The organism is Nocardia sp. CA-135953 (assembly GCF_050955735.1).
In the GTDB taxonomy this organism is placed as follows: domain Bacteria; phylum Actinomycetota; class Actinomycetes; order Mycobacteriales; family Mycobacteriaceae; genus Nocardia.
In genome coordinates, this window is record NZ_CP192082.1 from 5,753,250 (window position 1) to 5,772,836 (window position 19,587).

Genomic DNA, 19,587 nt, shown 5'->3' on the forward strand with positions numbered 1-19,587 from the left:
CATCGGCACCACGGATAACCCCGTTGTCTACCCGGCTTCGGTTGTGTCGTCAGCAGATTCGATCGTCTGCAACGATGCTGGTAGCGGACACGTGATAATGGCTCGGGCACAAAGTTGTTGGTGGCGTTGGTGATCGGTGTCATATGTTGAGTAGCAGGCGGCGGCGCAAGAGATCGAAGTCGGCCAGTTCGACCCGGGTGCCGGGTTTGCTGCAGGCGCCCGAGCCGGACTGGCACAGGCTGCCGATCATGCCGCCGGTGCGCAGGATCGACCCGGACCTATTCGTCACCGTGGTTGATCATCCGCGCGGGCAAGGCGTCCCCTACTCGTCGGGTTCCTGCTCGACCCGCTCGGCAGCCTCCGCCCGCGCTGCCAACTCAGCAGCCAGGGCCGCCAACTCGGTAGCGTCGGGCAACTCCGCCAACTTGGCAGCCTCAGCCGCATAGGTCGCATAGGTCGCCCGCTCGGCTGCGGGGGCCGATTCGGCCCACCCGCCGAACTCGGCGGCGTCGGCCTCCAACTCGGCACGGGCGGCTGCCAAGACCGCAGCGCCGGTTGACTCCACAATCTGATCCATGGCGGCCTTATCCCATGACGCCCAGATTGTGTGGAACACGTCGCCCTCGCGGCACGCGACGGCGCGGACCACGGCCTCCCACGGTGACAAGGGTTCGAGGTCGAGCTCTTCGTCCGGCATCACCAGGGGCGGATCGGTATCGTCCCAGGTCGTCGACCACCCCCACCTCCAACCTCCTCCGTTGCGGAGAATCACTATGCCGAAGTAGGCGGAAAAACCCTCATAGAATGCCCGCGCTTCGGGTGCGGTCAGTTGGGCAGGGTCAGAAAATCGTCGCAGGAGTTCGGCCTCGAGCCGGAGAAGTGATGAGGGGCTGAAGTCCAACCCCAGGTCTGGAGGAAGCTCGGCCACCAACCGATCGGCCATGCGAGCTGCGTCGCGCGGCCAATCCCGGGTTTTATAGACAGCATTCATGGCGAGAACCTTGCCATCACGCGCCTGCGATTCGCGGTACCCAGCGATGGGAGGCCACGATCACTCCGGTTTCTGAGAGCTGAGGTGTCCCGCTCATTGAGGTCCGGGCCGGAACTAATCGCAATCGATAAGCGCGACGCGCCGTCGACCACGTCGAACGACCCCTACCCGCACGGCAATCCGCAACCTAGATCCGAACAAACGAAGCAACGGAGAGAGGCGAACCATATTGCGGATCGCAGGTCACATTTCCATGAGCCGCAACGTTGATCCGAACCGGACACGAGCACTGCCCGGTGCAGCCGCCGCCACACACCGGCCTTCGTCCACACGCTGAATCGCCGGTGCGCGGTAGGGACACTGACCCCGAATGTCAATGGCAGCATCCGCCACGCGCAGCTACTAGCCAGCACGTACACCACCGCCGTGAACAACGACCGCTGGTCCACCGGCGCCCGGCCGCCACCCTGCACACGCGACGAGAACTCCGGCAGCAGCGGCCCGACCAACTCCCAAAGCTCTTCCAGCACAAGATGTTTCGACAACTCGTCCACCACGATCGAACATCATGCAACACAACCGATCTCGGTGAGATCGGAACGAATCACATCCATGCGAGACACCGTCCAAGCGAGCCACGTACGCCCGGGCCAAGAGGCACTTGCTCGGCGAAAGTTGTTTTGCCGCAATCGAAGTTGTCGCAGAACCAGTCTGCGGATCCGTAACCCGATCACGACCTCGCGACCAATGATCGAGATATCCGACAACTGCCGCCGATACCGGCTGTGAACCCGGCCCGACAGCATCCCGCAGCCAGGACAGCCGACCGGATCCTCACTGGTAACAGCCTCGATCCGCACCATCGAACCCGCCGCGCGGATCACTTCGATCCTCAATCCGTCCAGATGCGGGAACAGGACCCTCACAGGTCCAAGATCAGAACACCGCGACATGATGAACTATGGACCGCCCCTTCGCATTCCGAACGGGTCTATTACCAAGTCTGTGCCAGATCCCGGATTGGCGTGCCGTCGACACCGCGTACGTCCCGCTGATCCCGATACTCACCGATTCGGAGCGGATCGCGGCGGTGCTTGCCTTTGCCACGTCGGCCGGCGCACTGGGTGTGGATGCCCGCTCAGGCCCAGGACGTACTCAGGACGATCGCAGATCGACGGGTAGTTGCACGGTGACCCGCAGTCCCCCATCGGCTCGGGGGGTGAGGGTGAGGATTCCGTCGTGTGCTTGGGCAATGCTCTTGACGATGGCCAGGCCGAGACCGATACCCGCATGGTCACTGCGGATCCGGGTGGTGCCGCGCTGGAACGGCTCGGTGAGTGTCGAGACGAGCTGTGGAGTGAGCTCCTCGCCGGTGTTTTCGACAGTGAGCATGGCGGACCCGGGGCCTATGACGGTGTCGATCTGCACGGTGCCGTGTTCGGGCAGATTGTGGACGATGGCGTTGTGCAGGAGATTCGTGGCCATCTGCAACAAGAGAGCGGGTGAGCCGACGGTTGGGGTGATATCCCCGGCGGTCTGGATGGTGACACCGTGCTTTTCTGCAAGGGGGAGAAGGGTTTCGGTGGCTTGTTCCGCTACGAGAGACAGGTCGACTTGTTCCCGGGTGAAGGACCGCTGGTCGGCTCGGCTGAGCAGGAGCAATGCTTCGGTGAGCTCGATCGCTCGGGCATTGATCACGTGGAGGCGCTCGGCAAGCTCGCCGCCGTCGTGGTTCGGATCGTTGCGGGCCACGTCGAGAAGTGTCTGTGTGATCGCCAGTGGGGTGCGCAGTTCGTGGGAAGCGTTGGCTGCGAACCGCCGCTGTTCGGCGACATGTGCTTCGAGCCGCGCGAGCATGGCGTCGAAGCTGTCGGCGAGTTCGCGGAACTCGTCTCCGCGGCCCGGCAGCCGAATTCGATGGGAGAGCGACCCGTCTGCGGCCATCCGCGTGGCCTCCGTGATACGAGTCAGCGGAGCGAGCATGCGCCCGGCGAGAATCCACCCTCCTAGGAGACCGAACACCAGCAGGAACACCAGCACCCCGGCTGCCGCGGTGTCGAAGACGCCGGGGCCGAAGTTGTGTGGGTCGAATACGCGCACGACAGTGGAGAGCCTGGGACCGAAATCACCGGCGGGCATGCCTCGCAGCAGGAACACCCACACAGCAGCGAGCAGCAGGACACCTGCGAGTATGAGGAATCCGGCATAGCTGAGGGTGAGTTTGAGGCGGACGCTCAACCCGGGCGCCCTATCCACGAGCCGGCCCCTCACGCCTGGTGTCGGCTACATTGTCGATGCGGTAACCGACCCCGGCCACGGTGGCGATGATCCAGGGTTGGCCGAGGCGTTTGCGCAGTGCCGAGACTGTGATGCGGACGGCGTTGGTGAACGGGTCGGCGTTCTCATCCCACGCCCGCTCCAGCAGTTCCTCAGCGCTGACGACACCGCCTTCGGCGGCGACGAGGACCTCCAGCACGGCGAACTGTTTGCGGGTGAGCGCGACGTAGCGGCCGTCGCGGTAGACCTCGCGGCGGAACGGATCCAGACGCAGACCAGCGATCTCCCGCACGGGCGGCCTGTTGTGGACGCGCCTGCGGTCGAGGGCTCTGAGGCGGAGTACGAGTTCCCGGAGTTCGAAGGGCTTGGTGAGATAGTCGTCGGCGCCGAGCTCGAACCCGGTGGCCTTGTCGTCGAGCCGGTCGGCAGCGGTGAGCATCAGGATCGGCATGCCGCTACCGGAAGCGACGACGCGTTCGGCGATCTCGTCACCGGACGGGCCGGGAATGTCGCGGTCGAGGACGGCGATGTCGTAGGCGTTGATACTCAACAATTCCAAGGCTGTATCGCCGTCACAGGCGATATCGGCCGCGATCGCTTCCAGGCGCAGACCATCGCGGATGGCCTCTGCCATATAGGGCTCGTCCTCAACGACCAGTATTCGCATACTGCGAATGCTACGAATCCGCGCATATCGTCCGCATACCGAAAATCACATACGGGCCGACAACACCACGGTGCCTTGACTGGCACCATGCGACACACAACCGCGACACGAACAAGGTCCCTCCGAACTCGCTGGCCTACCAGTGTCGGCCTCGGCGGCGTCACCGCCGCGATCATAAACCCGCGTCCATCGAATCGAACGTGGGTGCCCTCCCAGGTACTCCCGACCCAGACACGATCCGGGGCTGCAGCAGTGACCGACGGTGTCGGTCGATCCAGTCCCGATCACGGTAACTACCAGCCGCCCACCTTGTCGAGCGAAAGGCCCTGAGGGATGACAGCAATCGAAACCATCGCCACCGACGACGCCGAGGCGCAGCCGGCTCGGCCCGAGCCAGCGGGGTGGAAACCGCTCCCCCGCATCGCGTTCCGGTTCTGCTTCCTGTACTTCGGCTTGTTCTGCTTACTGACTCCGCCAATTCTCAACGTACTCACCGGATGGTTCGGCCGCTGGCTGGGATACGGCGCACAGTTCTGGCATATCCGGAAATTACAGCCCGCCCTGAATTGGGTGGGCCTGCACCTGTTCGGAACCACCGCACAGCTGTATCCGACCGGGGTCGGTGACCAGACCATCTTCTGGGTGTTGTTGTTCTGCATTCTGGTTGCGGCGGTGACCGGGACGGCGGTGTGGTCGGTACTGGACCGGCGCCGCACGCACTATCGCACACTCGCAGGCTGGTATCTCCTGGTCATCCGGCTGTTGCTGGCCGGCCAGACGATGAGCTTCGGCTTCGCCAAGCTGATTCCGACGCAGATGCCGCAGCCGTCGCTGACCACGCTGCTGAGCAAGTACGGTGACTTCACGCCGATGGCTGTGCTGTGGTCGCAGGTAGGTGTGTCGAGACCGTACGAGATGCTTCTCGGCGCTGCGGAAGTCACCGCGGCGATCTTGCTGTTCATTCCGCGGACCGCGCTGCTCGGCGCGCTGCTGACCCTGATCGACACGCTGCAGATCGTCGTGCTGAACATGACCTTCGATGTGCCGGAGAAGATTTTGTCCACACACCTTCTGCTGATGTCGTTGGTGTTGCTGGCGCCGGAGGCGCGGCGGCTGATGCAGGTATTGCTGCTCAACCGCACCACCGGCCCTTCCACCGTGCCGAATCCGTTCCGCACCACGAGATCTCGCCGCATCGCGGCGCTGATGCAGGTCGCACTCGGCGTCTGGATTGCTGTGGCGCTGGTGCACGGCGGCTGGCACGCCTGGAGTGCCGGCGGGCCCGATCGTCCCAAACCGCCGCTGTACGGTATCTGGTCGGTGTCGCAGTACACCCGCGACGGCCTGCCGGTGCCGCCACTGACGACCGACGAAACCCGTTGGAAAACAATGGTGTTCGATTACCCGAATGCGATCACCTACCAGCAGATGGACGACACCCTGGTAACCGTTCCCGCCGACATGGACGCCGCCGACCACCAGATCCGGCTGATCGAGGGGACGCTGCGACCCGGATCAGGAGCGAAGCCCAGCCACGCTCGGAATCCGTTGGGCACGCTCACCTTCCAGCAACCCATCCCCGACAAAGCCGTGCTGACCGGCGAACTGGACGGCCACCAGGTGACACTGACGCTCGAACGGATCGACCCGAACAGCTTCCCGCAGCGAAGCACACCGTTCCACTGGGCGCAAAACCGTCCGAACCTCTAGCTCGGAAGGACTGCCTGAGATCTCAGACAACAGTCCCTCACGGTGCCCCGGCGGGGCGCCCTCGAGAGGCAGTGCTTTGGTAGATCGAACCTGCAGCTGCTCTGGGAGCGAATACTACTCAGCCACAACGAGTCCGGATCGATTACGAAAGTCCGGGCCCCTGGAGGGATCACGATTTCTGCGTCAGAACCGAAGTCGGTTCTGGCACAGAACCCGTGACTGGCTGCTACATAACGCTGACGTAGGTGCCGTAGCGACCGTTCAGGGCGTCCGTCGCGGCTTGGGCGATGATCTGGCGGTCGACTCGGGAGCATCGCGTGAGAAGCTCCCGTACTCGGGGCCCGGACCATCCGGCGGCCGCGACGGCTGCCTAATACGGCAGATAGTTGTGGTGAAAATGCTCTCGGTGTAATCCAAGATTTGGTCGACGGCCGCGTCGGGAAGGCCCAACTGGAGCATCGCAATCCCGCGCAGTGCGCCGTCGTCGAGAAGTTCGGCGTCTTGTTGCAGGCACAGGGAGCGGGGCTCGGGTCATTATCGGTTTCACGATCAAGTCAGACGATCGCGTCGCCGAGCGCCATATTGACCACCGTTGCCGAGCGGGGTCGCAAGGCCAACCCTTCAACAGTTCAACGTCGCCACGCGAGCCCGTCATGCCAAGGGCCATGATCAGCTGGTGTTGTGTCTCCCAAGTGCGCTGATCTCGGACCTCGCGTTCGAGTGCGGCACTGATTTCGACTGCTGCGGTCGGATCGGCGAGCGCACGCAACCGTTTGGCTCCGCGTCGCCGCCGCGCCGAGAGACTGAGCTGTTTTCATCCTCCGTTGAGAGGTGTTGTGGCCGTTGATGATTGATGCGGCGTGTCGTCGATGTGAATGACGAAGCCCCTGGTAGATCAGCTGTTTACCACAACCGCTGTTCACCAAGGGCTTCAGATGCTTTTCTACCGTTCCGCGCTGCCGTTGTCACGTCAGACCCTCGACTACGTGGCCGCAGTGATCCGCCGTCACCGCCGCCGGATCGGGTCGGTGTGGCGGCTGCTCAACCCAGGCCGCCAGGCCCTGCTCGTGCTCGCCTACTTGCGCAAAGGAGAAACCTTCGACGATTTGGGTGCCGGGTTCGAGATATCGACGGCGACCGCGTGGCGGTATGTCACCGAGACCGTGGAGTTGCTGGCCGCGCGATCACCGGGGCTGCGGAAAGCGTTGGCCCACGCAAAGACCGCCGGGCATGGCTATCTGATTCTGGACGGCACGCTGATCGCGATCGACCGGGTCGCCGCCGATCGGCCGTTCTACTCGGGTAAGCACCGCCACCACGGGATGAATGTGCAGGTCATCGCCACACCTGACGGTGAGATCGTGTGGGTCTCGGGTGCGTTGCCCGGCAGCGTGCACGACATGAAGGCGGCCTGGATCTGGCGAATCCTCTACGAGCTCGAACAGGGCGGATGGATCGTGTTGGCAGACAAGGGATATCACGGCGCCACCGCGGCACTCACGCCGTACAAGGGCAGAGACAAACCGGAATCGCAGAAGCAGTTCAACCGCGCTCACGCGAAACTACGCGGCCCCGGCGAGCGCGCCAACGCCCAGCTGAAAACCTGGCGGATACCGCGGAAACTCCGCTGCTGCCCGCACCGGACCGGGCAACTCGTCCAAGCCATCCACGTCCTTCAAGCTCGCGAGGTCCGCGCTATTCAGCAAGGATGAAAAAGGCTCATGGAGTTACCCGCGAACACGGTATCTTCCTGCGAAATCAACCGAGTTCCTGTTCCCACCTTCATCGAATCGATCTGGTCCCTCACCCTACACAGAATTCGATGATCGTTACGGTCGCTGTTATCGCCAATCTTCTGATACCTATGCACTACCGATGTCGCCGAGAGGTCGCGCGCTTATGATTGTGCCGATCAGCCCGAGGGTAGGCGCCTGGCGCGGTAGCGTGCTGTCAAACAGGAAGAGGGTGGGTAGTCCTATAAGTTGACGGCCCGTTGCGGCCGATTCCGGCAACACCGTCGACAACCATTCCGGCATGAAAATCGCATGCTTTTCACCAGGGCCTTTCGGTTTGATCGCCTCGATTGTCGAGATTGTATCGCTGTGCCGGGGCTCGGCACGCCGGTGGTTCAAGATGCCTCGGCCGACTGAAGGGTGACGTCATGTGCGAAGGAACACCAGTCAGGGCTCCGCTCTATGAGATGATTGTCGAATTCGGACCGATGCCCGAGCATTTCGTTCGGTCGGTGGGCGCTGCCCTTGCTCGCCATCTCGCCAAGTTGCATTCCACTGGGCGTGTCCATGGCGCGGTGACACCGGTGTCAATAGAATTGACATTCGCCGGTCCGCGGCTGGTATATCCGAAAGGCGCCAACTCTGGAACGTCGACGGCGGAGACATCAGCTCGCAGAGTGTGCCAGCCCGCGCCAGCGGATGATGTGTTCGCACTTGCCGCCGCATTGGCATTCGCCTCGACAGGCGGGCGAGTTCGTGCGAGCGGTCCATTTTGTCTGCCGATCTGCGTAGCGTTCTGGAAGCGTGTCTGTCACCGGATGCCCGCCGACGCCCCACAGCTGCCGAACTCGCACGCATGCTCGGCACATCAGCATGTTCTGACGCGGTGCCTCACAGGCTAGCAATGCCGGGTTCGCTTGACCTAGGTGGCGTCGGACGGCGGATCATTCGCTGGTTCGCAGCCACAGTTTGCCGAGATGCGGATTCAAAATCGAAATAGGTACCGGGCGAAGCGTACCGCCTGTTCGTGCTGTCGAATTGGCTCCAGAGCGTTCGCGATCGAGATTTATGTCGGCCACGGGATCCGGTGCCGACCAGCCAAAGGCGGCTCGTCCGTCCACAGCAGCCAGGGGCTGAGGAAGGCCCAAGGTCAGTGCACCGAGGAAAAACGCGCGATTACACCGACCGTATCCAACACTGCAAGCGCAGCAGCAGAACCGGCGAGCACGAGACCAGTGATGGCTGGCCCTTGCCCGCGACCTGCGCTCCGGGCGCGGATGACCTTGGGAACGCCGAGCGCAAGGGCTGTGCAGCTGAGCAGCGCTGGGATCGAGCGGTAACCCAGCTCGTAGCCGAGATCAGCCCCGAAATGGGTGGGAGTGATGAAACTGCGGAGCACAGTAGGGACCGCCAGGATGCCGATGACAAGCGCGGCCACCGCCATCCAGTTGGATCGACGAACCGGCGGCGGGGGGGCGGTACTCTTGTTCGGGCGGCAAGGGGCTAGACATGCACTGATCAGAGCGCAGCCCGGATGCACTGTCCATGGAGATTTGAAGCTTCGCCGTTACGCAGCGGCGGCGTCAAGTCCGGGGCTGTGGTGCAACGGGGATGGTCACAGTGTGATCCGGTTCTGGGTGTTGAGCGTCACTGGGGATGACGACCACGGCGGGTGAGTCGTCTTCGTGGTTGCCGATGGGGTGGTCGGCGTCGGGTTCGGGTTGATCGGGGTGGTCTGCACCGTCAGGGTGACGAGCATTGCGGTGCCGGTGATCTGGGCGGCGCTGCGGTACCGCGCGGCCGGGCAGGGGGATCGCCGTGTCGCGGCTCGGCTCGGGCTGGTGGCTGCGACGGTGCGTGGCTGGCTGCGGCGGGCGGCTGGCCAGTTGGAGGCGGTGCGCGCGGAGTTCGTTGGGTTGGCGGTGGTGGCGGGGGTGGATGTGACGGTTCCGGAAGCGGCAGGATCGGCATGGCCGGATGCGGTGGCCGCCGCGGTCGAGCGGGCTGCGGGGCGTGATCGGTTCGTCGAGCTCGGCATGGTAACGCCAGCCGCGGTGGCTGTGGCCGCCTCGGGTGGTCGGCTTCTGGCGCCCGGCATCACGACCGGGCCCCAACCGATGTTGAGCGACTGCGCGGTCAGCACCGCAGCGAGGGTGACATCGAGGTTGTCGCTTAACCGGGTGCCGCCGGAGATGTGGAGTAGGCGGAGCCGAACTGCTGCTGCCAACCCATCACCTCCGGGATCATCTCGCCGATGTCGACCCGCGGGCAGCACCTCCGCAGAATTCCGGATCCAGGACGGGTAAGAAATTCACCCCGGTCTCCTCGACGGCTGATTCGGCCTCGGCGGCTGATTCGGCCTCGGCGGCACGCGTTACAGGCGTGCCCACCATGGATCCGCCCCCGTTCCGGGCCCTCGGGACGCGTCCATGTAGATCCGCCCGCCATGGTTTCCGCTCCATCGGAAGGGACGGAAATTCGCCCCCAACCTTTTTCGAGTGTGGGCGGTTGTCGCAGATATGAGCCAACACCCAGAACCACAGCCAACGCCTACCCCGGTTGCCGGGCGGTGGCCCGGTCTATTGCCCAATGCCAAACCTCAGCGCCTAGGCAAATACAACTGGACAGCGACACGTGTGATGATCGCGGTGACCGCGCTCGGCGCGAGCGGGTTCGGGATTCCAGCTCCGGCGCAGGCCATCAATCCACCGAGCATCGATCCAGGGGCGCTGGGGGTAGCGATCGCGCTGAACACCAGGGGCGTGCCGCCCGATCCGACCGAGCAGCGAGTGTTTTGCGCGCGAACGATTCTGTCGGAGTCGACATCGCAGAATCTGTCACCGGCACAACGGCTTCCGGACCTTCCGCAGGCATGGCAGATCAGCCGCGGCGCAGGACAGAAGGTCGCCGTGATCGATACCGGGGTGAACCGGCACCCTCGATTGCGGAGTCTGCAACCCGGCGGAGATTTCGTATCGAACTCCGACGGTACCGTCGATTGCGACGGCCGGGGCACCCTGGCCGCCGGCCTCATCGCCGCGCAACCCTCCCCGCACGACGCGTTCGCCGGTATCGCCCCCGATGCCTCGATCCTGTCGATCCGGGAGCTAAGCCTCGCGTATCAGGCCACGAACTCCCCCCTGACCGGCCAAATTTATCGTCGTGGCTACGGCAGTGTGACGACCCTGGCCGCCTCGGTGGTGCGCGCGGTCGATGAGGGCGCGACCGTGATCGACATCCCCGCGGCGGCATGCACGACCGCTGGCGATCTATCTGTGGACGGCGCCCTGGGCGCGGCGGTCCAGTATGCCGCCGAACGGAATGTCGTTGTTGTGGCCGCGGCGGGCGACCTCCACAGCGACAGCAGTTGTTCGGACCAGAACATCGGATCCGGTTGGGGTGGGGTGAAAACAGTCGCGAGCCCGGCATGGTTCAGCCGATACGTGCTAGCGGTCGCGTCCACGGACTTGGACGGCTCGGTTTCGCCGTTCTCGATCCACGGCCCCTGGATCGGTGTCGCCGCCCCCGGCCGGAACATCGTCTCGCTGGATAGCACGCCGGGCGGGACCGGACTGGTGGATGCGGTGCAGGGCAGTGAAGGACCGGTGCCGCACGCTGGCACCGGCTACTCGAGCGCATACGTCGCCGGACTGGCCGCGCTCGTTCGCACGCGGTTCCCGGCCCTGACCGCCGCCCAGGTGATCGAACGTATCGAGCGCACCGCCAAGCACCCCGGCCCCGGCCGCGACGACACGGTGGGATATGGCCTGATCGATCCGCTCGCCGCACTGACGGCGGACGCGCCACCGCAGCCCGGACATGCTGCGTTCACGCCCCGCGTCGCCAGCACGCTGTCGGTCGCGCTCCTGGTGGCGCTGGGCATCATCACCTCGATTCTCTTGCGTCGCCGCCGCGCCGTCCGGCCGTGAGCTCGGAGAGGGCCGCTGATCCCAGCGCTCCGGCGCTGGGATCAGTCGTGACAGGGCGGGGCAGTGACTGCGCCGGGCGGCAGCTGGCGCATCTCCGCCGCGGTGTAGGGCCGGTCGTTGATCGCGCACATGCGATTCGGCAGATTCGTTCGCTCGAGGTCGATACGCGTCACTCCGTCCGCCGAGACGAGGAAGGCAATATCGTCACCGTGGGGATCGACTTGGACCGTCACCTGAGATACCGGCCCCGGAGGACGAAAGCTCAGCAGACGCCCCCGCGCCCCATCCCATGCCTCTACTACATCACCATTCCCGACCAGCAGCAGGCCACCCGTGGTGCGCCCGATAATGTCCGCCGAGTCGGGAACGGGATAGGCTGGTGTGGTTACCCGGCCGGTGTCCATATTCCATATCTGGTGATCGACATAGACCTCGGGCGCGTTCGATTGATAAAAGAAGGCATCGGGGATGGTCTTCACCCCCTCGGGAAGCCACGTCGCCACCCGGCGCCCACCAATAATATCCCAGACCTTGAAATAGAACGGGGTACCGATCAAGATCTCACCGGGGCGATCCAGCCGCGGTGCCGCCTTTCCGGTCGTCGCAAGCGTGTGCAGATCCCCGGCATCCTGATATACCGGAATCGGCTCTCCCAGTCGCCGGCCGGTGTTGATGTCCCACCTGGTGAGCATACCGGCGTAAAATATTGCAACGTCGCCATTATCAAGCGGCATGATGTCTTTTCCATCCCACGGCCCGGGAGTATCGAGCCCGGCTGGTACCGGCAGCGCCAGCGTTCGGACCAGCCCGAGGTCCGCCGTCGAATAGACGCGCAACTCGTTTGGCTGACCGATGACGAGCAAGAACCGGTCATCCCTGGTAATCGACAAGGACAGGTCGCCCTGCCCGATGTCCAGCTGCCCCGGACCGGATCCGAGCGCCGCTTCCGACAATCGGCGTTGCCGTGGCGATATTTGCACCAGCTCGATCCGTCGTGCACCTGTCGCCTGGTCATCGTAATAGTTGGCCGCGATTTGCCCGTCGAATGCCAGCGTCGTGGCGCGGGGCGGATCCCGAAAATCGTTTGCATCGTCGACAGGGATGGCAGGTTTATAGTGAACCAGGCCGGTGGGCGTGAATACACTGACATCGGGACCCGCGGGAGTCGGATGCACAAAATAGCCGTCGGTCGTCAGGCCGGGTGTCGATTGAAACGTGAACAGCTGTCCCGAATTGAGGTCGGCAAGGTAGTTCAATCCGTATGTGGCGCCCGCCGAATAATCGGTCATGACGGCATAGCGGCCCGATCTGTCGACGACGGCCGTATCGCAAATCCCGGACGGAAGCGCGATGCGACGGCGCTCGGCGCCGGTGATGCCGTCCTGTATCACGTAATCGCTCGTCCCGCCATTGGGCGTCTTCTCGCATTCGGCCACCGCGCCATCCGCCGTTACACTACCGCTCGGTAACCGCCGGACGCGGTGCCCCGAGTCCGCGGCACGAACTACATTGTCCATGCTGCTGGTAGCGAACGACTGCTCGGTGAACCAGATCGTTCTGTTATCGAGATCGATGCGTTCCGGCAGCATGCTCACCGGCTCGCCGGTGGAAAAGGCCGCGATCCGGACGGGGTGCACGGTCGCGGTGTCGAAGACTTCGATCCGGTCGGGTTGGCGGATGTTTCGGTCCTTGTTTCGATCGGGGTTGGTAGACAATACCAACCGTGTCCCGTCGGGTGAGAACAATCCCACCGTCGATTCCAGGGATTGCTCCGCGCCGTCCGGGCGAACGGTGATCGGGCCCTGCCGGTTTCGGATATCCCACAGGAATACCCCGCCGCGTTCGGTTGCCAGCGCAATCCGGCTGCCGTCGCGGCTGACATTGGTGGGAACGACAGGTTTCGATCCCGGCGGCCGCAGTTGCCACGGTGTCGGATGTCCCTGCAGCACATCGGTCCAGCTCGTGACGGAGCCGTCCTTGCCTGCGACCACGAATACCGATCCGTCGGCGCTGGCGGCCAGGTTCGCCGGATCGGCCCAGTACCCCGGCGTATAGGAAGACACCCCGGAGAATGCGATCTGTTGTGTCAGCAATGCCGCTTCGACCTCGGAATTACCTGGGGCGTTCCGCTCGGCCCCCTGCGCGAATTGCAGTGCGGTAAGGGGATCGGTGTCCGCGAGACGGACCGATTCCCTCGCGAGGCTGATTCCTGCCGCTTCCCGCAGCAGGGACTCCCGCTGTTGACTGGTGCGGTACGCGAAAATAGCGGTGGTCGAGGCCAGCACGGCCAGCACCGTGACGACGGCCGCGACGGTCCGCCAGCGTCGTACCTCCCGGCGCCGAAGGCGAAGACTAGATCCGATGTACTGCTGCTGCGTCTGCGGGATATCGGATCCGCGAGTCGCCAGCCATTCCTCGGCCCGCGCCAGCGCGCTGCCACGCAACAGCCCGGCGTCGTCGAACCGCGTTGCCGCCCAGCCGCTTCGCTCGTGCTCGAGGCGTTGCTGCCAAGATCGGAAGGCCCGATCGGATTCGAGCCATCCGCGCAGGAGCGGCCAATTGTCGATCAACGCTTGATGAGCCAGCTCCACCGTCTCAGCGCCGCCCAGTCTCCGGCCGACCACAACCAGCCGTTCCCGTGCCAGATGCCCTGCGACAGTTCGCAATTCGGGATAGTCATCGATCGGTATCACCGACCGGATGAACCCGTCGGTGCTGATGTCCGGGACAGCCAGCAATGTCAGCAACCGGCGAGCGGCGGCCGCGTCATTCGAGGCGGCGAACTGCGCCAGCGCGCGTTCCGCCTGCCGGGTGATCGATCCGCCGACCCGCCCCACCCGTTCGTAGTCGGCCAGTGTCAATCGGCCGCCACGACGTTGTGCCCACAGTTCGGTGAGCATCGATTCGAGCAACGGCAACCCGCCAGGCTGATGGACGGTGTCGTCGACCAGGCGATCGATCAAGTTCCCATCGATGACCACTCCGTTGGCTTCGGTGGCCGGGCCGCGGATTACCTGCCGTAACTGCTCACGCCCCATGGGTGCCACAGTGACCATCGCCCCGTCGATGGCCTCTGCGAATTCGTCGTCCACCAGATCATTGAGCGCCTCCCACCGCAGCGTCAGCACCACGCGCGGCGGCGGATCGCCCGCGCTATCGGTCGTGAGGTCGACCAGTCGGCGAAACAGCGCCCGCGCCCGTTCGGGATCCGTGGCGGCAAGATCCTCGAACTGGTCCACGAACAGCACCCGCCCCTGCTGCCTACGGCCGGCGGCGGACTCGGGCAGCCGGGCTGTCAGCGAGTCCGGTGTGGTATCGCCCGCCGCACGCAACGCGACGACCTCGATGCCTCGTTTCCGCAGCCGCGGAATCACTCCCGCGCTCACCAGCGATGACTTCCCGGTGCCCGACTGGCCCGTTACCGCCACCAATCGCCGCTGTTCGACCGCCGCGACGATTCTGTCGATATCCGGGCCGCGGCCGTAGAAAAGGTGGGCGTCGGCCTCCTCGAACCGCTCCAATCCCCGATAGGGATTCGGCCGCAGCGTCGGATCGAGCCCGAGTACCTCGTCGATGGGAATCATGAACGCGGTGCGGGTATATCGGCGCCGGTCCGCAGCCACCGCCATACCCACGACCGCATCCGAGCCCGAATCCCACACGGCCGCACCGCTGAACCCTGGAGTGATCGACTGACCACCGATGCCAGCTTGCAGTTGCATCCAGCCCATGCCTCGGGGCGCGCGGAACTCGCCCGACACCCAGACACCGTCGGCAATCTCGAGCGGGAAGCCCAACATCCTGAACTCACGCCCCCACGGCTCACGAGCGTGCCAAAATGGCGGGGCCGCAGGGAGATCCGGTGCCTGGCTGGCCACCTCCAGGACCGCAATGTCCCCATCCCCGTTCGGCCCCACCGGCGTCCACCTGCGCACGTGGGCGACGTGGCGCGTATCGCCGGATAGCAGCGGAAAGTCCAGCAGTACCGGCTCGGTCGGCGGATGTTCGTCGCCGGGATCGGCTCCCACTGCCTCGGCCACCACGTGCGCACAGGTCGCGACCAGACCGGAACCTACCACGAAACCGGCGCCCACCACTTCTCCCGACACCGTGAGAACACGCACCGCGGCCGACGCCGGGGCCCCCGTCATCTCCTTACTCGACGTCATCCGCCCCTTTCGCCGCAGGCCCCGGTGAACAATGACCCAGCAGAGATAATACTGCCGCGCATCCCGTACACAGGTGTTCAGCGGTGACGGGGTCGCGGCCCTCACCACGAGTCCAGCGGAGTCCGGATCCTCTCGATGAGCTCGTAGACGTTCGTCGCGTGCTCGATCATCTCGAATGCCGGAACCGGGCTCGCGCCAGTCCACAATACGATGTTCCGCCGACGATCGAAGAGGCTGGTGGCAGCCAAGGAAATGGTTCCCTTTCCTCCGGAATGTTCCGTGATCAACACTTGCTCGAGGGTACGCGGATTAAACGTCTGCACCTTGTAGCCGAGGAAATGCGAAACGATGATGATCCGCCTGTTCGATACGCCGTAGAAGGTGCGAGCCCTGCGCCGGGCGTCGACAATGAAGCGGCCTGCCACCATGTAGAGACCGACCATGACGAACATCCCTCCCCAAAGCGGGAAGAGGACTGGTGCGCCCGCGGCCACCGCACCGATTTCCCAGAACACCGCGAAACCGCACCAGACCAGGGTGAACGGAAAGATCACCGCATCCCTTGCCCGCAGCGCAAACCCCTGCCTCGGCCGTCCGGCCCACAGCAAATTTTCGCCCGGGCCGAGAATTCGGCCGATCTCACTCCGAGCAATACTTTCGTCATTCATGATGCACTCCTGTCGATGCTGCCGGTGTCAGTCGATCCGGTGGGTGAGCTTCTGATCGGTGGCACGCACGAACAGGCATGCCGCGCTATGGCTTTCGTTCCAGCTCGACGCCGAGTCCGGAGCAGCGAAGGCAGTGCGAACGTGCACATCTGCCGAAACATTCGCCAGCATCGTCGCCAGCACACTGTCGCACGCCCGCTGTGCATCGGTCATTACGGCGCCGGCACCGGGCCACGGCCCGTCGGGGAGATTCGTATAGACCATGACCTGCGCATCGTGTGGCCGGTCGCAGGAAATGGTTTCGACCTTGCCGACGTGCGTCGCGGCGCCCGGCGCCAAGGACGGGAAGCTGTCGATGCAGTTGCCGACGCTGATGTGCGCGGCCGGGCCGCCCGCAGAGGGCAGCGTGTTACTGACGAAAGTCGTGAATCGCAGGGCGCCGGTGGCGAAGGCGACAACCGTGATCACGATCCACACCGCCGATGCGACGAGGGCGCCAATGGCCAACTCGCGTCCGCGCTGCCTGCCGGACCGGGTCTGAACCAGCGCGACAATCGCGAACGGAAGCGCCAGAGGGCTGCACGCCACGACTCCCAAAATCAGTGCAGCGATGGCGAACCCGTTGGTCCGCGGTGGTCGCGACACCGCTGCCGCGCCGTAGGTACCCTGATCGACCGTGTAGGGCGGTACGAACGACGGTTGGCCGTAGCTTTCCCGGTACGCGGGATAGACCGGCTGCCCGCCCGGTACGAAGGGTGATGATTCTGGATACTGTGGCTGGCTCATACCGGTGACAACCGCCGGTGATCGCAAAAGGTTGGGGAGGATCTTCCCGGCTCAGGCGACGGCGTCGAGCCGCTTGCGCATCCGCAGCATCGCGTCATGCACATAGCTCTTCACCGCACCCGTCGACACGCCCATGATGCGCGCGGTTTCCGCGTAGGTGTTGCCCTCGTATGCCCTGAACACCAAGGCTTCTCGCTCACGGCGCGGCAGGGTGTCGAGCGCGGTCAGCAAGGTTTCGCGCAGCGCGACCAGATCGTCGAGTTCCAGACCGGCCTGTGCCGCAAGCTGCACGACGCGCTCGTCCCCGTCCGGGTCCAGCTGATCACGATCGGCCGCCGCGCGCCGCCAGGCATCGCGAGTCAGGTTGGTCGTAACGGTCCAGAGGTAGGCCCGCAACTCGTCGACGTCGGCGACGTCCGGTTTGGCGGCGTAGACCCGCATGAAGGCGGTCTGCACGAGATCCTCGGCGTCGGGTCGGTTGCCGATTCGCTTGGCCGTCACGGCACGCAGCATGTCAGCGGTGGAATCGAAGGTCTCCAACAGCAACTCGTCGAAACGCTGCGCGCCGGACTCACCGGCGCCACGACCAATCCGGATGACGGCCGATCCCATGGCGCCCCCGGCGAGCAACGAAACCGGGTCCGCGGCACAGTGCCGGAGCACGGCGCCCAGCAGTGCCGTCAGCGCGGCGTCCGGGTGCGAGGCAGCTTCGTCGTACAGACTCATCGATTACACCATCAACCTTGGGGCCTATAGACAAGTGACCATTGGATAGCCCCGCACCCCCCAATGATCCCTAATCCGGTACTCATGAACAAGTTCTTATCGACTACCGCACTCTCGTGGCCGATCCGCGTGTCCGTCGGACAGTGGAATGTAGTCTTCCTCGGTGCCGAACTCCCGCCCGTCCCAGCCCTGAGCCTCGCAACGCCGCCCGGCCACGCCGTCCTTCTCGTGTCACGAAAACTTCGGCCTTGCCAGCGGGAACGTCCAGTTCCGCCCATCCCGGATGATCCCCGAGGCCCAGCCTGATACTCCAGCCCCAATTGACCCTGCAACCCAGCACCCTCCCCAATCCTCGGGCCCCCTCGGCCTCGGCAGCGATTCGTCGTACCAACGGTGCCACCCGCGACGGCCGCACGCCCAGCGCGCGCGATCACCTTCGGCGGGAAACACCCTGCTCCCAACGCCGCCGCACCTGCTCGACCAACTCCATATCGTCCATGACACCCAATTCTGCTCCAGTGATCGGGAAGCTCCCACGTCTGCACACATTCACTCTTAGCCTCGATCCACCGACGGGCGAGCGCCCTGTCGGTGTGCCGTGAATGAGAAAGTGCCCTTCGAGCTGGGATGATTGCTGTTGTCTAGGCAACAATCGTGCAGTTCAGAAGGACACTTCGAGTGCAAGTTTCGCACAGGTTCGCTGCCGGGTCGGCGGTGTTCGACGATGACAATCTCGTGTCGCTGGCGGGTTTGGTGCCGGTGATGCGGCTGGCCGAGCAAACGGGGCTGGTCGAGGCGCTGGCGGAGAAGGTGTCGATCACCGCGCCGCGCGTCAAGTCCGGTTCGGCGAATCCGGGCCCGAAGCTGGCCACATTGATCGCGGGATGTGCTCGGGCGCGGACAGCATCGACGATGTCGACGTGCTGCGCAGCGGCGGGATGAAGACATTGTTCGATCGCGTGTATGCGCCCTCGACGATCGGAACGTTGTTGCGGGAGTTCACTTTCGGCCACGCCCGCCAGCTCGGGGCGGTGCTGCGTGGGCATCTGGCTCGGCTGTGTCGGCGGGTGGAGTTGCTGCCGGGCGCCGAGGTGCGCGCGTTCGTCGATACAGAACCGCGGTCAATTCGTTGAGCTCGGCGGTGAGGGTGTCAACCTGCTCGTTGAGGAAAGCGTCGCGATCGGCGAGGGCCTTTGCAGCAGTGAGTATTCCAGAGATCATCGGTTCGGCATGAGCGGTTGGACGGGTGCGGGTGAGCTCGGCGATGAGCTCTTTGGTGGCGTCTCTGCGGAATCTGGCACGGACTGATTCCGGCGCGCTGACGAGCAGGGCCTTGATCTGGTTGATCGAGGCGGTGCGGGCTTTGACCGCCGAGCACCGCGCACCGAGCAGTGCTCGGACCACGCTGGTCCGCTCGTCCTTGGGCTCTGACACACCATGCCCGGACAAGGCCGCCCGCGCTGCAGCATAGGAGTCGAGCGTGTCGGTAGCATAGGAGTCGAGCGTGTCGGTCTTACCTTTGCATCGTCGCGCCGCGCGATCCGGACGGCAGACCTCGACAACCGGAATACCCTCTGCAGCAAGGGCTCTGGTCAATCCAGCGCCATAGCTGCGGGCGCCTTCCACCCCGACCACATGAGGAACGCCGTGACCGCTGAGGAACTCGATGGCCGCCCGATAGCCCGATTCGGTCGTCGAAAACTCCCGATCCGCCATCGGCTGACCGGTCACCGAGATTACGGCGAGATGGATTGTGTCGACGTGGGTGTCGGCGCCGTCGATGATCTCGCACGGGTCGGTCATGCTTGCTGGTCCTGCCTTCCTAGATTGATGGTGACAGCACACCGGCCGCGCGGACAGACAAGACATTGACGAGGCGAAACCAAGCCCCTATTAGCCTCGTGATTTCACCGAGCCGTGTGGCAGTGTGT

The 19,587-nt window shown here is 64.4% G+C and carries 15 protein-coding genes and 2 pseudogenes; 4 read left to right on the plus strand and 13 right to left on the minus strand.

The annotated features are described in order from the left end of the window. Positions 1 to 139: 139 nt before the first annotated feature. The 6 genes and pseudogenes from ACQPXH_RS26550 to ACQPXH_RS26575 form a co-directional block, all read right to left on the minus strand. Complete coding sequence (locus ACQPXH_RS26550; protein WP_433599197.1) at positions 140 to 289, minus strand: hypothetical protein; 150 nt, start codon at positions 287 to 289, stop codon at positions 140 to 142. Between the two features lie 33 nt (positions 290 to 322). Next, positions 323 to 943: a hypothetical protein gene (locus ACQPXH_RS26555; protein ID WP_433599198.1), complete on the minus strand. Its 621-nt coding sequence runs from the start codon at positions 941 to 943 to the stop codon at positions 323 to 325. Between the two features lie 332 nt (positions 944 to 1,275). Further along, positions 1,276 to 1,548, minus strand: a pseudogene (locus ACQPXH_RS26560) (transposase); the annotation flags it as partial. 9 nt (positions 1,549 to 1,557) lie between these two features. Next, on the minus strand, positions 1,558 to 1,944 hold the full coding sequence (locus ACQPXH_RS26565) for a transposase family protein (protein WP_433599199.1): 387 nt from the start codon (positions 1,942 to 1,944) through the stop codon (positions 1,558 to 1,560). 202 nt (positions 1,945 to 2,146) lie between these two features. Then, a complete protein-coding gene (locus tag ACQPXH_RS26570; RefSeq protein ID WP_433599200.1) occupies positions 2,147 to 3,247 on the minus strand; it encodes a sensor histidine kinase in 1,101 nt (366 codons plus the stop codon). Continuing rightward, positions 3,240 to 3,935: a response regulator transcription factor gene (locus ACQPXH_RS26575; RefSeq protein ID WP_433599201.1), complete on the minus strand. Its 696-nt coding sequence runs from the start codon at positions 3,933 to 3,935 to the stop codon at positions 3,240 to 3,242. The genes ACQPXH_RS26570 and ACQPXH_RS26575 overlap by 8 nt, the downstream gene beginning before the upstream one ends. Positions 3,936 to 4,268: 333 nt before the next feature. Between ACQPXH_RS26575 and ACQPXH_RS26580 the strand changes: the two genes are divergently transcribed. Next, complete coding sequence (locus ACQPXH_RS26580; protein ID WP_433599202.1) at positions 4,269 to 5,645, plus strand: DoxX family protein; 1,377 nt, start codon at positions 4,269 to 4,271, stop codon at positions 5,643 to 5,645. 935 nt (positions 5,646 to 6,580) lie between these two features. After that, positions 6,581 to 7,357 carry a transposase family protein gene (locus ACQPXH_RS26585; protein WP_433599203.1) on the plus strand — a complete coding sequence of 259 codons (777 nt, stop codon included), beginning with the start codon at positions 6,581 to 6,583 and terminating at the stop codon, positions 7,355 to 7,357. 1,171 nt (positions 7,358 to 8,528) lie between these two features. On the opposite strand, the gene ACQPXH_RS26590 is transcribed toward ACQPXH_RS26585, so the two are convergent. Both ACQPXH_RS26590 and ACQPXH_RS26595 read right to left on the minus strand, forming a co-directional pair. Then, complete coding sequence (locus ACQPXH_RS26590; protein ID WP_433599204.1) at positions 8,529 to 8,822, minus strand: hypothetical protein; 294 nt, start codon at positions 8,820 to 8,822, stop codon at positions 8,529 to 8,531. Between the two features lie 171 nt (positions 8,823 to 8,993). Continuing rightward, on the minus strand, positions 8,994 to 9,605 hold the full coding sequence (locus ACQPXH_RS26595; RefSeq protein ID WP_433599205.1) for a hypothetical protein: 612 nt from the start codon (positions 9,603 to 9,605) through the stop codon (positions 8,994 to 8,996). Positions 9,606 to 10,287: 682 nt separating this feature from the next. Between ACQPXH_RS26595 and mycP the strand changes: the two genes are divergently transcribed. Further along, positions 10,288 to 11,307, plus strand: coding sequence for a type VII secretion-associated serine protease mycosin (gene mycP / locus ACQPXH_RS26600; protein WP_433599206.1), 1,020 nt, complete (start codon positions 10,288 to 10,290; stop codon positions 11,305 to 11,307). A 41-nt stretch (positions 11,308 to 11,348) separates the two neighbouring features. Here mycP and ACQPXH_RS26605 read toward each other — a convergent pair whose 3' ends face one another. The 4 genes from ACQPXH_RS26605 to ACQPXH_RS26620 form a co-directional block, all read right to left on the minus strand. Next, positions 11,349 to 15,476: a trypsin-like peptidase domain-containing protein gene (locus ACQPXH_RS26605; RefSeq protein WP_433599207.1), complete on the minus strand. Its 4,128-nt coding sequence runs from the start codon at positions 15,474 to 15,476 to the stop codon at positions 11,349 to 11,351. 101 nt (positions 15,477 to 15,577) lie between these two features. After that, positions 15,578 to 16,030, minus strand: coding sequence for a hypothetical protein (locus ACQPXH_RS26610; RefSeq protein ID WP_433599208.1), 453 nt, complete (start codon positions 16,028 to 16,030; stop codon positions 15,578 to 15,580). A gap of 141 nt (positions 16,031 to 16,171) precedes the next feature. After that, positions 16,172 to 16,930, minus strand: coding sequence for a DUF4190 domain-containing protein (locus ACQPXH_RS26615; protein ID WP_433599209.1), 759 nt, complete (start codon positions 16,928 to 16,930; stop codon positions 16,172 to 16,174). 51 nt (positions 16,931 to 16,981) lie between these two features. Next, positions 16,982 to 17,656: an RNA polymerase sigma factor gene (locus ACQPXH_RS26620; RefSeq protein ID WP_433599210.1), complete on the minus strand. Its 675-nt coding sequence runs from the start codon at positions 17,654 to 17,656 to the stop codon at positions 16,982 to 16,984. Positions 17,657 to 18,334: 678 nt separating this feature from the next. Between ACQPXH_RS26620 and ACQPXH_RS26625 the strand changes: the two are divergent. Then, positions 18,335 to 18,771: pseudogene (locus ACQPXH_RS26625) on the plus strand (IS1380 family transposase); the annotation flags it as partial. Here ACQPXH_RS26625 and ACQPXH_RS26630 read toward each other — a convergent pair. Next, positions 18,656 to 19,525, minus strand: coding sequence for an IS110 family transposase (locus ACQPXH_RS26630; RefSeq protein ID WP_433599211.1), 870 nt, complete (start codon positions 19,523 to 19,525; stop codon positions 18,656 to 18,658). The pseudogene ACQPXH_RS26625 and the gene ACQPXH_RS26630 sit on opposite strands and share 116 nt — an antisense overlap. Positions 19,526 to 19,587 lie beyond the last annotated feature (62 nt).

Coding starts and splice junctions, on each gene's coding strand:
- ACQPXH_RS26555 (WP_433599198.1), bottom strand. CDS start 943: ATGGCCGATCGGTTGGTGGCCGAGCTTCCTCCAGACCTGGGGTTGGAC.
- ACQPXH_RS26565 (WP_433599199.1), bottom strand. CDS start 1,944: ATGTCGCGGTGTTCTGATCTTGGACCTGTGAGGGTCCTGTTCCCGCAT.
- ACQPXH_RS26575 (WP_433599201.1), bottom strand. CDS start 3,935: ATGCGAATACTGGTCGTTGAGGACGAGCCCTATATGGCAGAGGCCATC.
- ACQPXH_RS26580 (WP_433599202.1), top strand. CDS start 4,269: ATGACAGCAATCGAAACCATCGCCACCGACGACGCCGAGGCGCAGCCG.
- ACQPXH_RS26585 (WP_433599203.1), top strand. CDS start 6,581: ATGCTTTTCTACCGTTCCGCGCTGCCGTTGTCACGTCAGACCCTCGAC.
- ACQPXH_RS26590 (WP_433599204.1), bottom strand. CDS start 8,822: ATGGCGGTGGCCGCGCTTGTCATCGGCATCCTGGCGGTCCCTACTGTG.
- ACQPXH_RS26605 (WP_433599207.1), bottom strand. CDS start 15,476: ATGACGTCGAGTAAGGAGATGACGGGGGCCCCGGCGTCGGCCGCGGTG.
- ACQPXH_RS26615 (WP_433599209.1), bottom strand. CDS start 16,930: ATGAGCCAGCCACAGTATCCAGAATCATCACCCTTCGTACCGGGCGGG.
- ACQPXH_RS26620 (WP_433599210.1), bottom strand. CDS start 17,656: ATGAGTCTGTACGACGAAGCTGCCTCGCACCCGGACGCCGCGCTGACG.
- ACQPXH_RS26630 (WP_433599211.1), bottom strand. CDS start 19,525: ATGTCTTGTCTGTCCGCGCGGCCGGTGTGCTGTCACCATCAATCTAGG.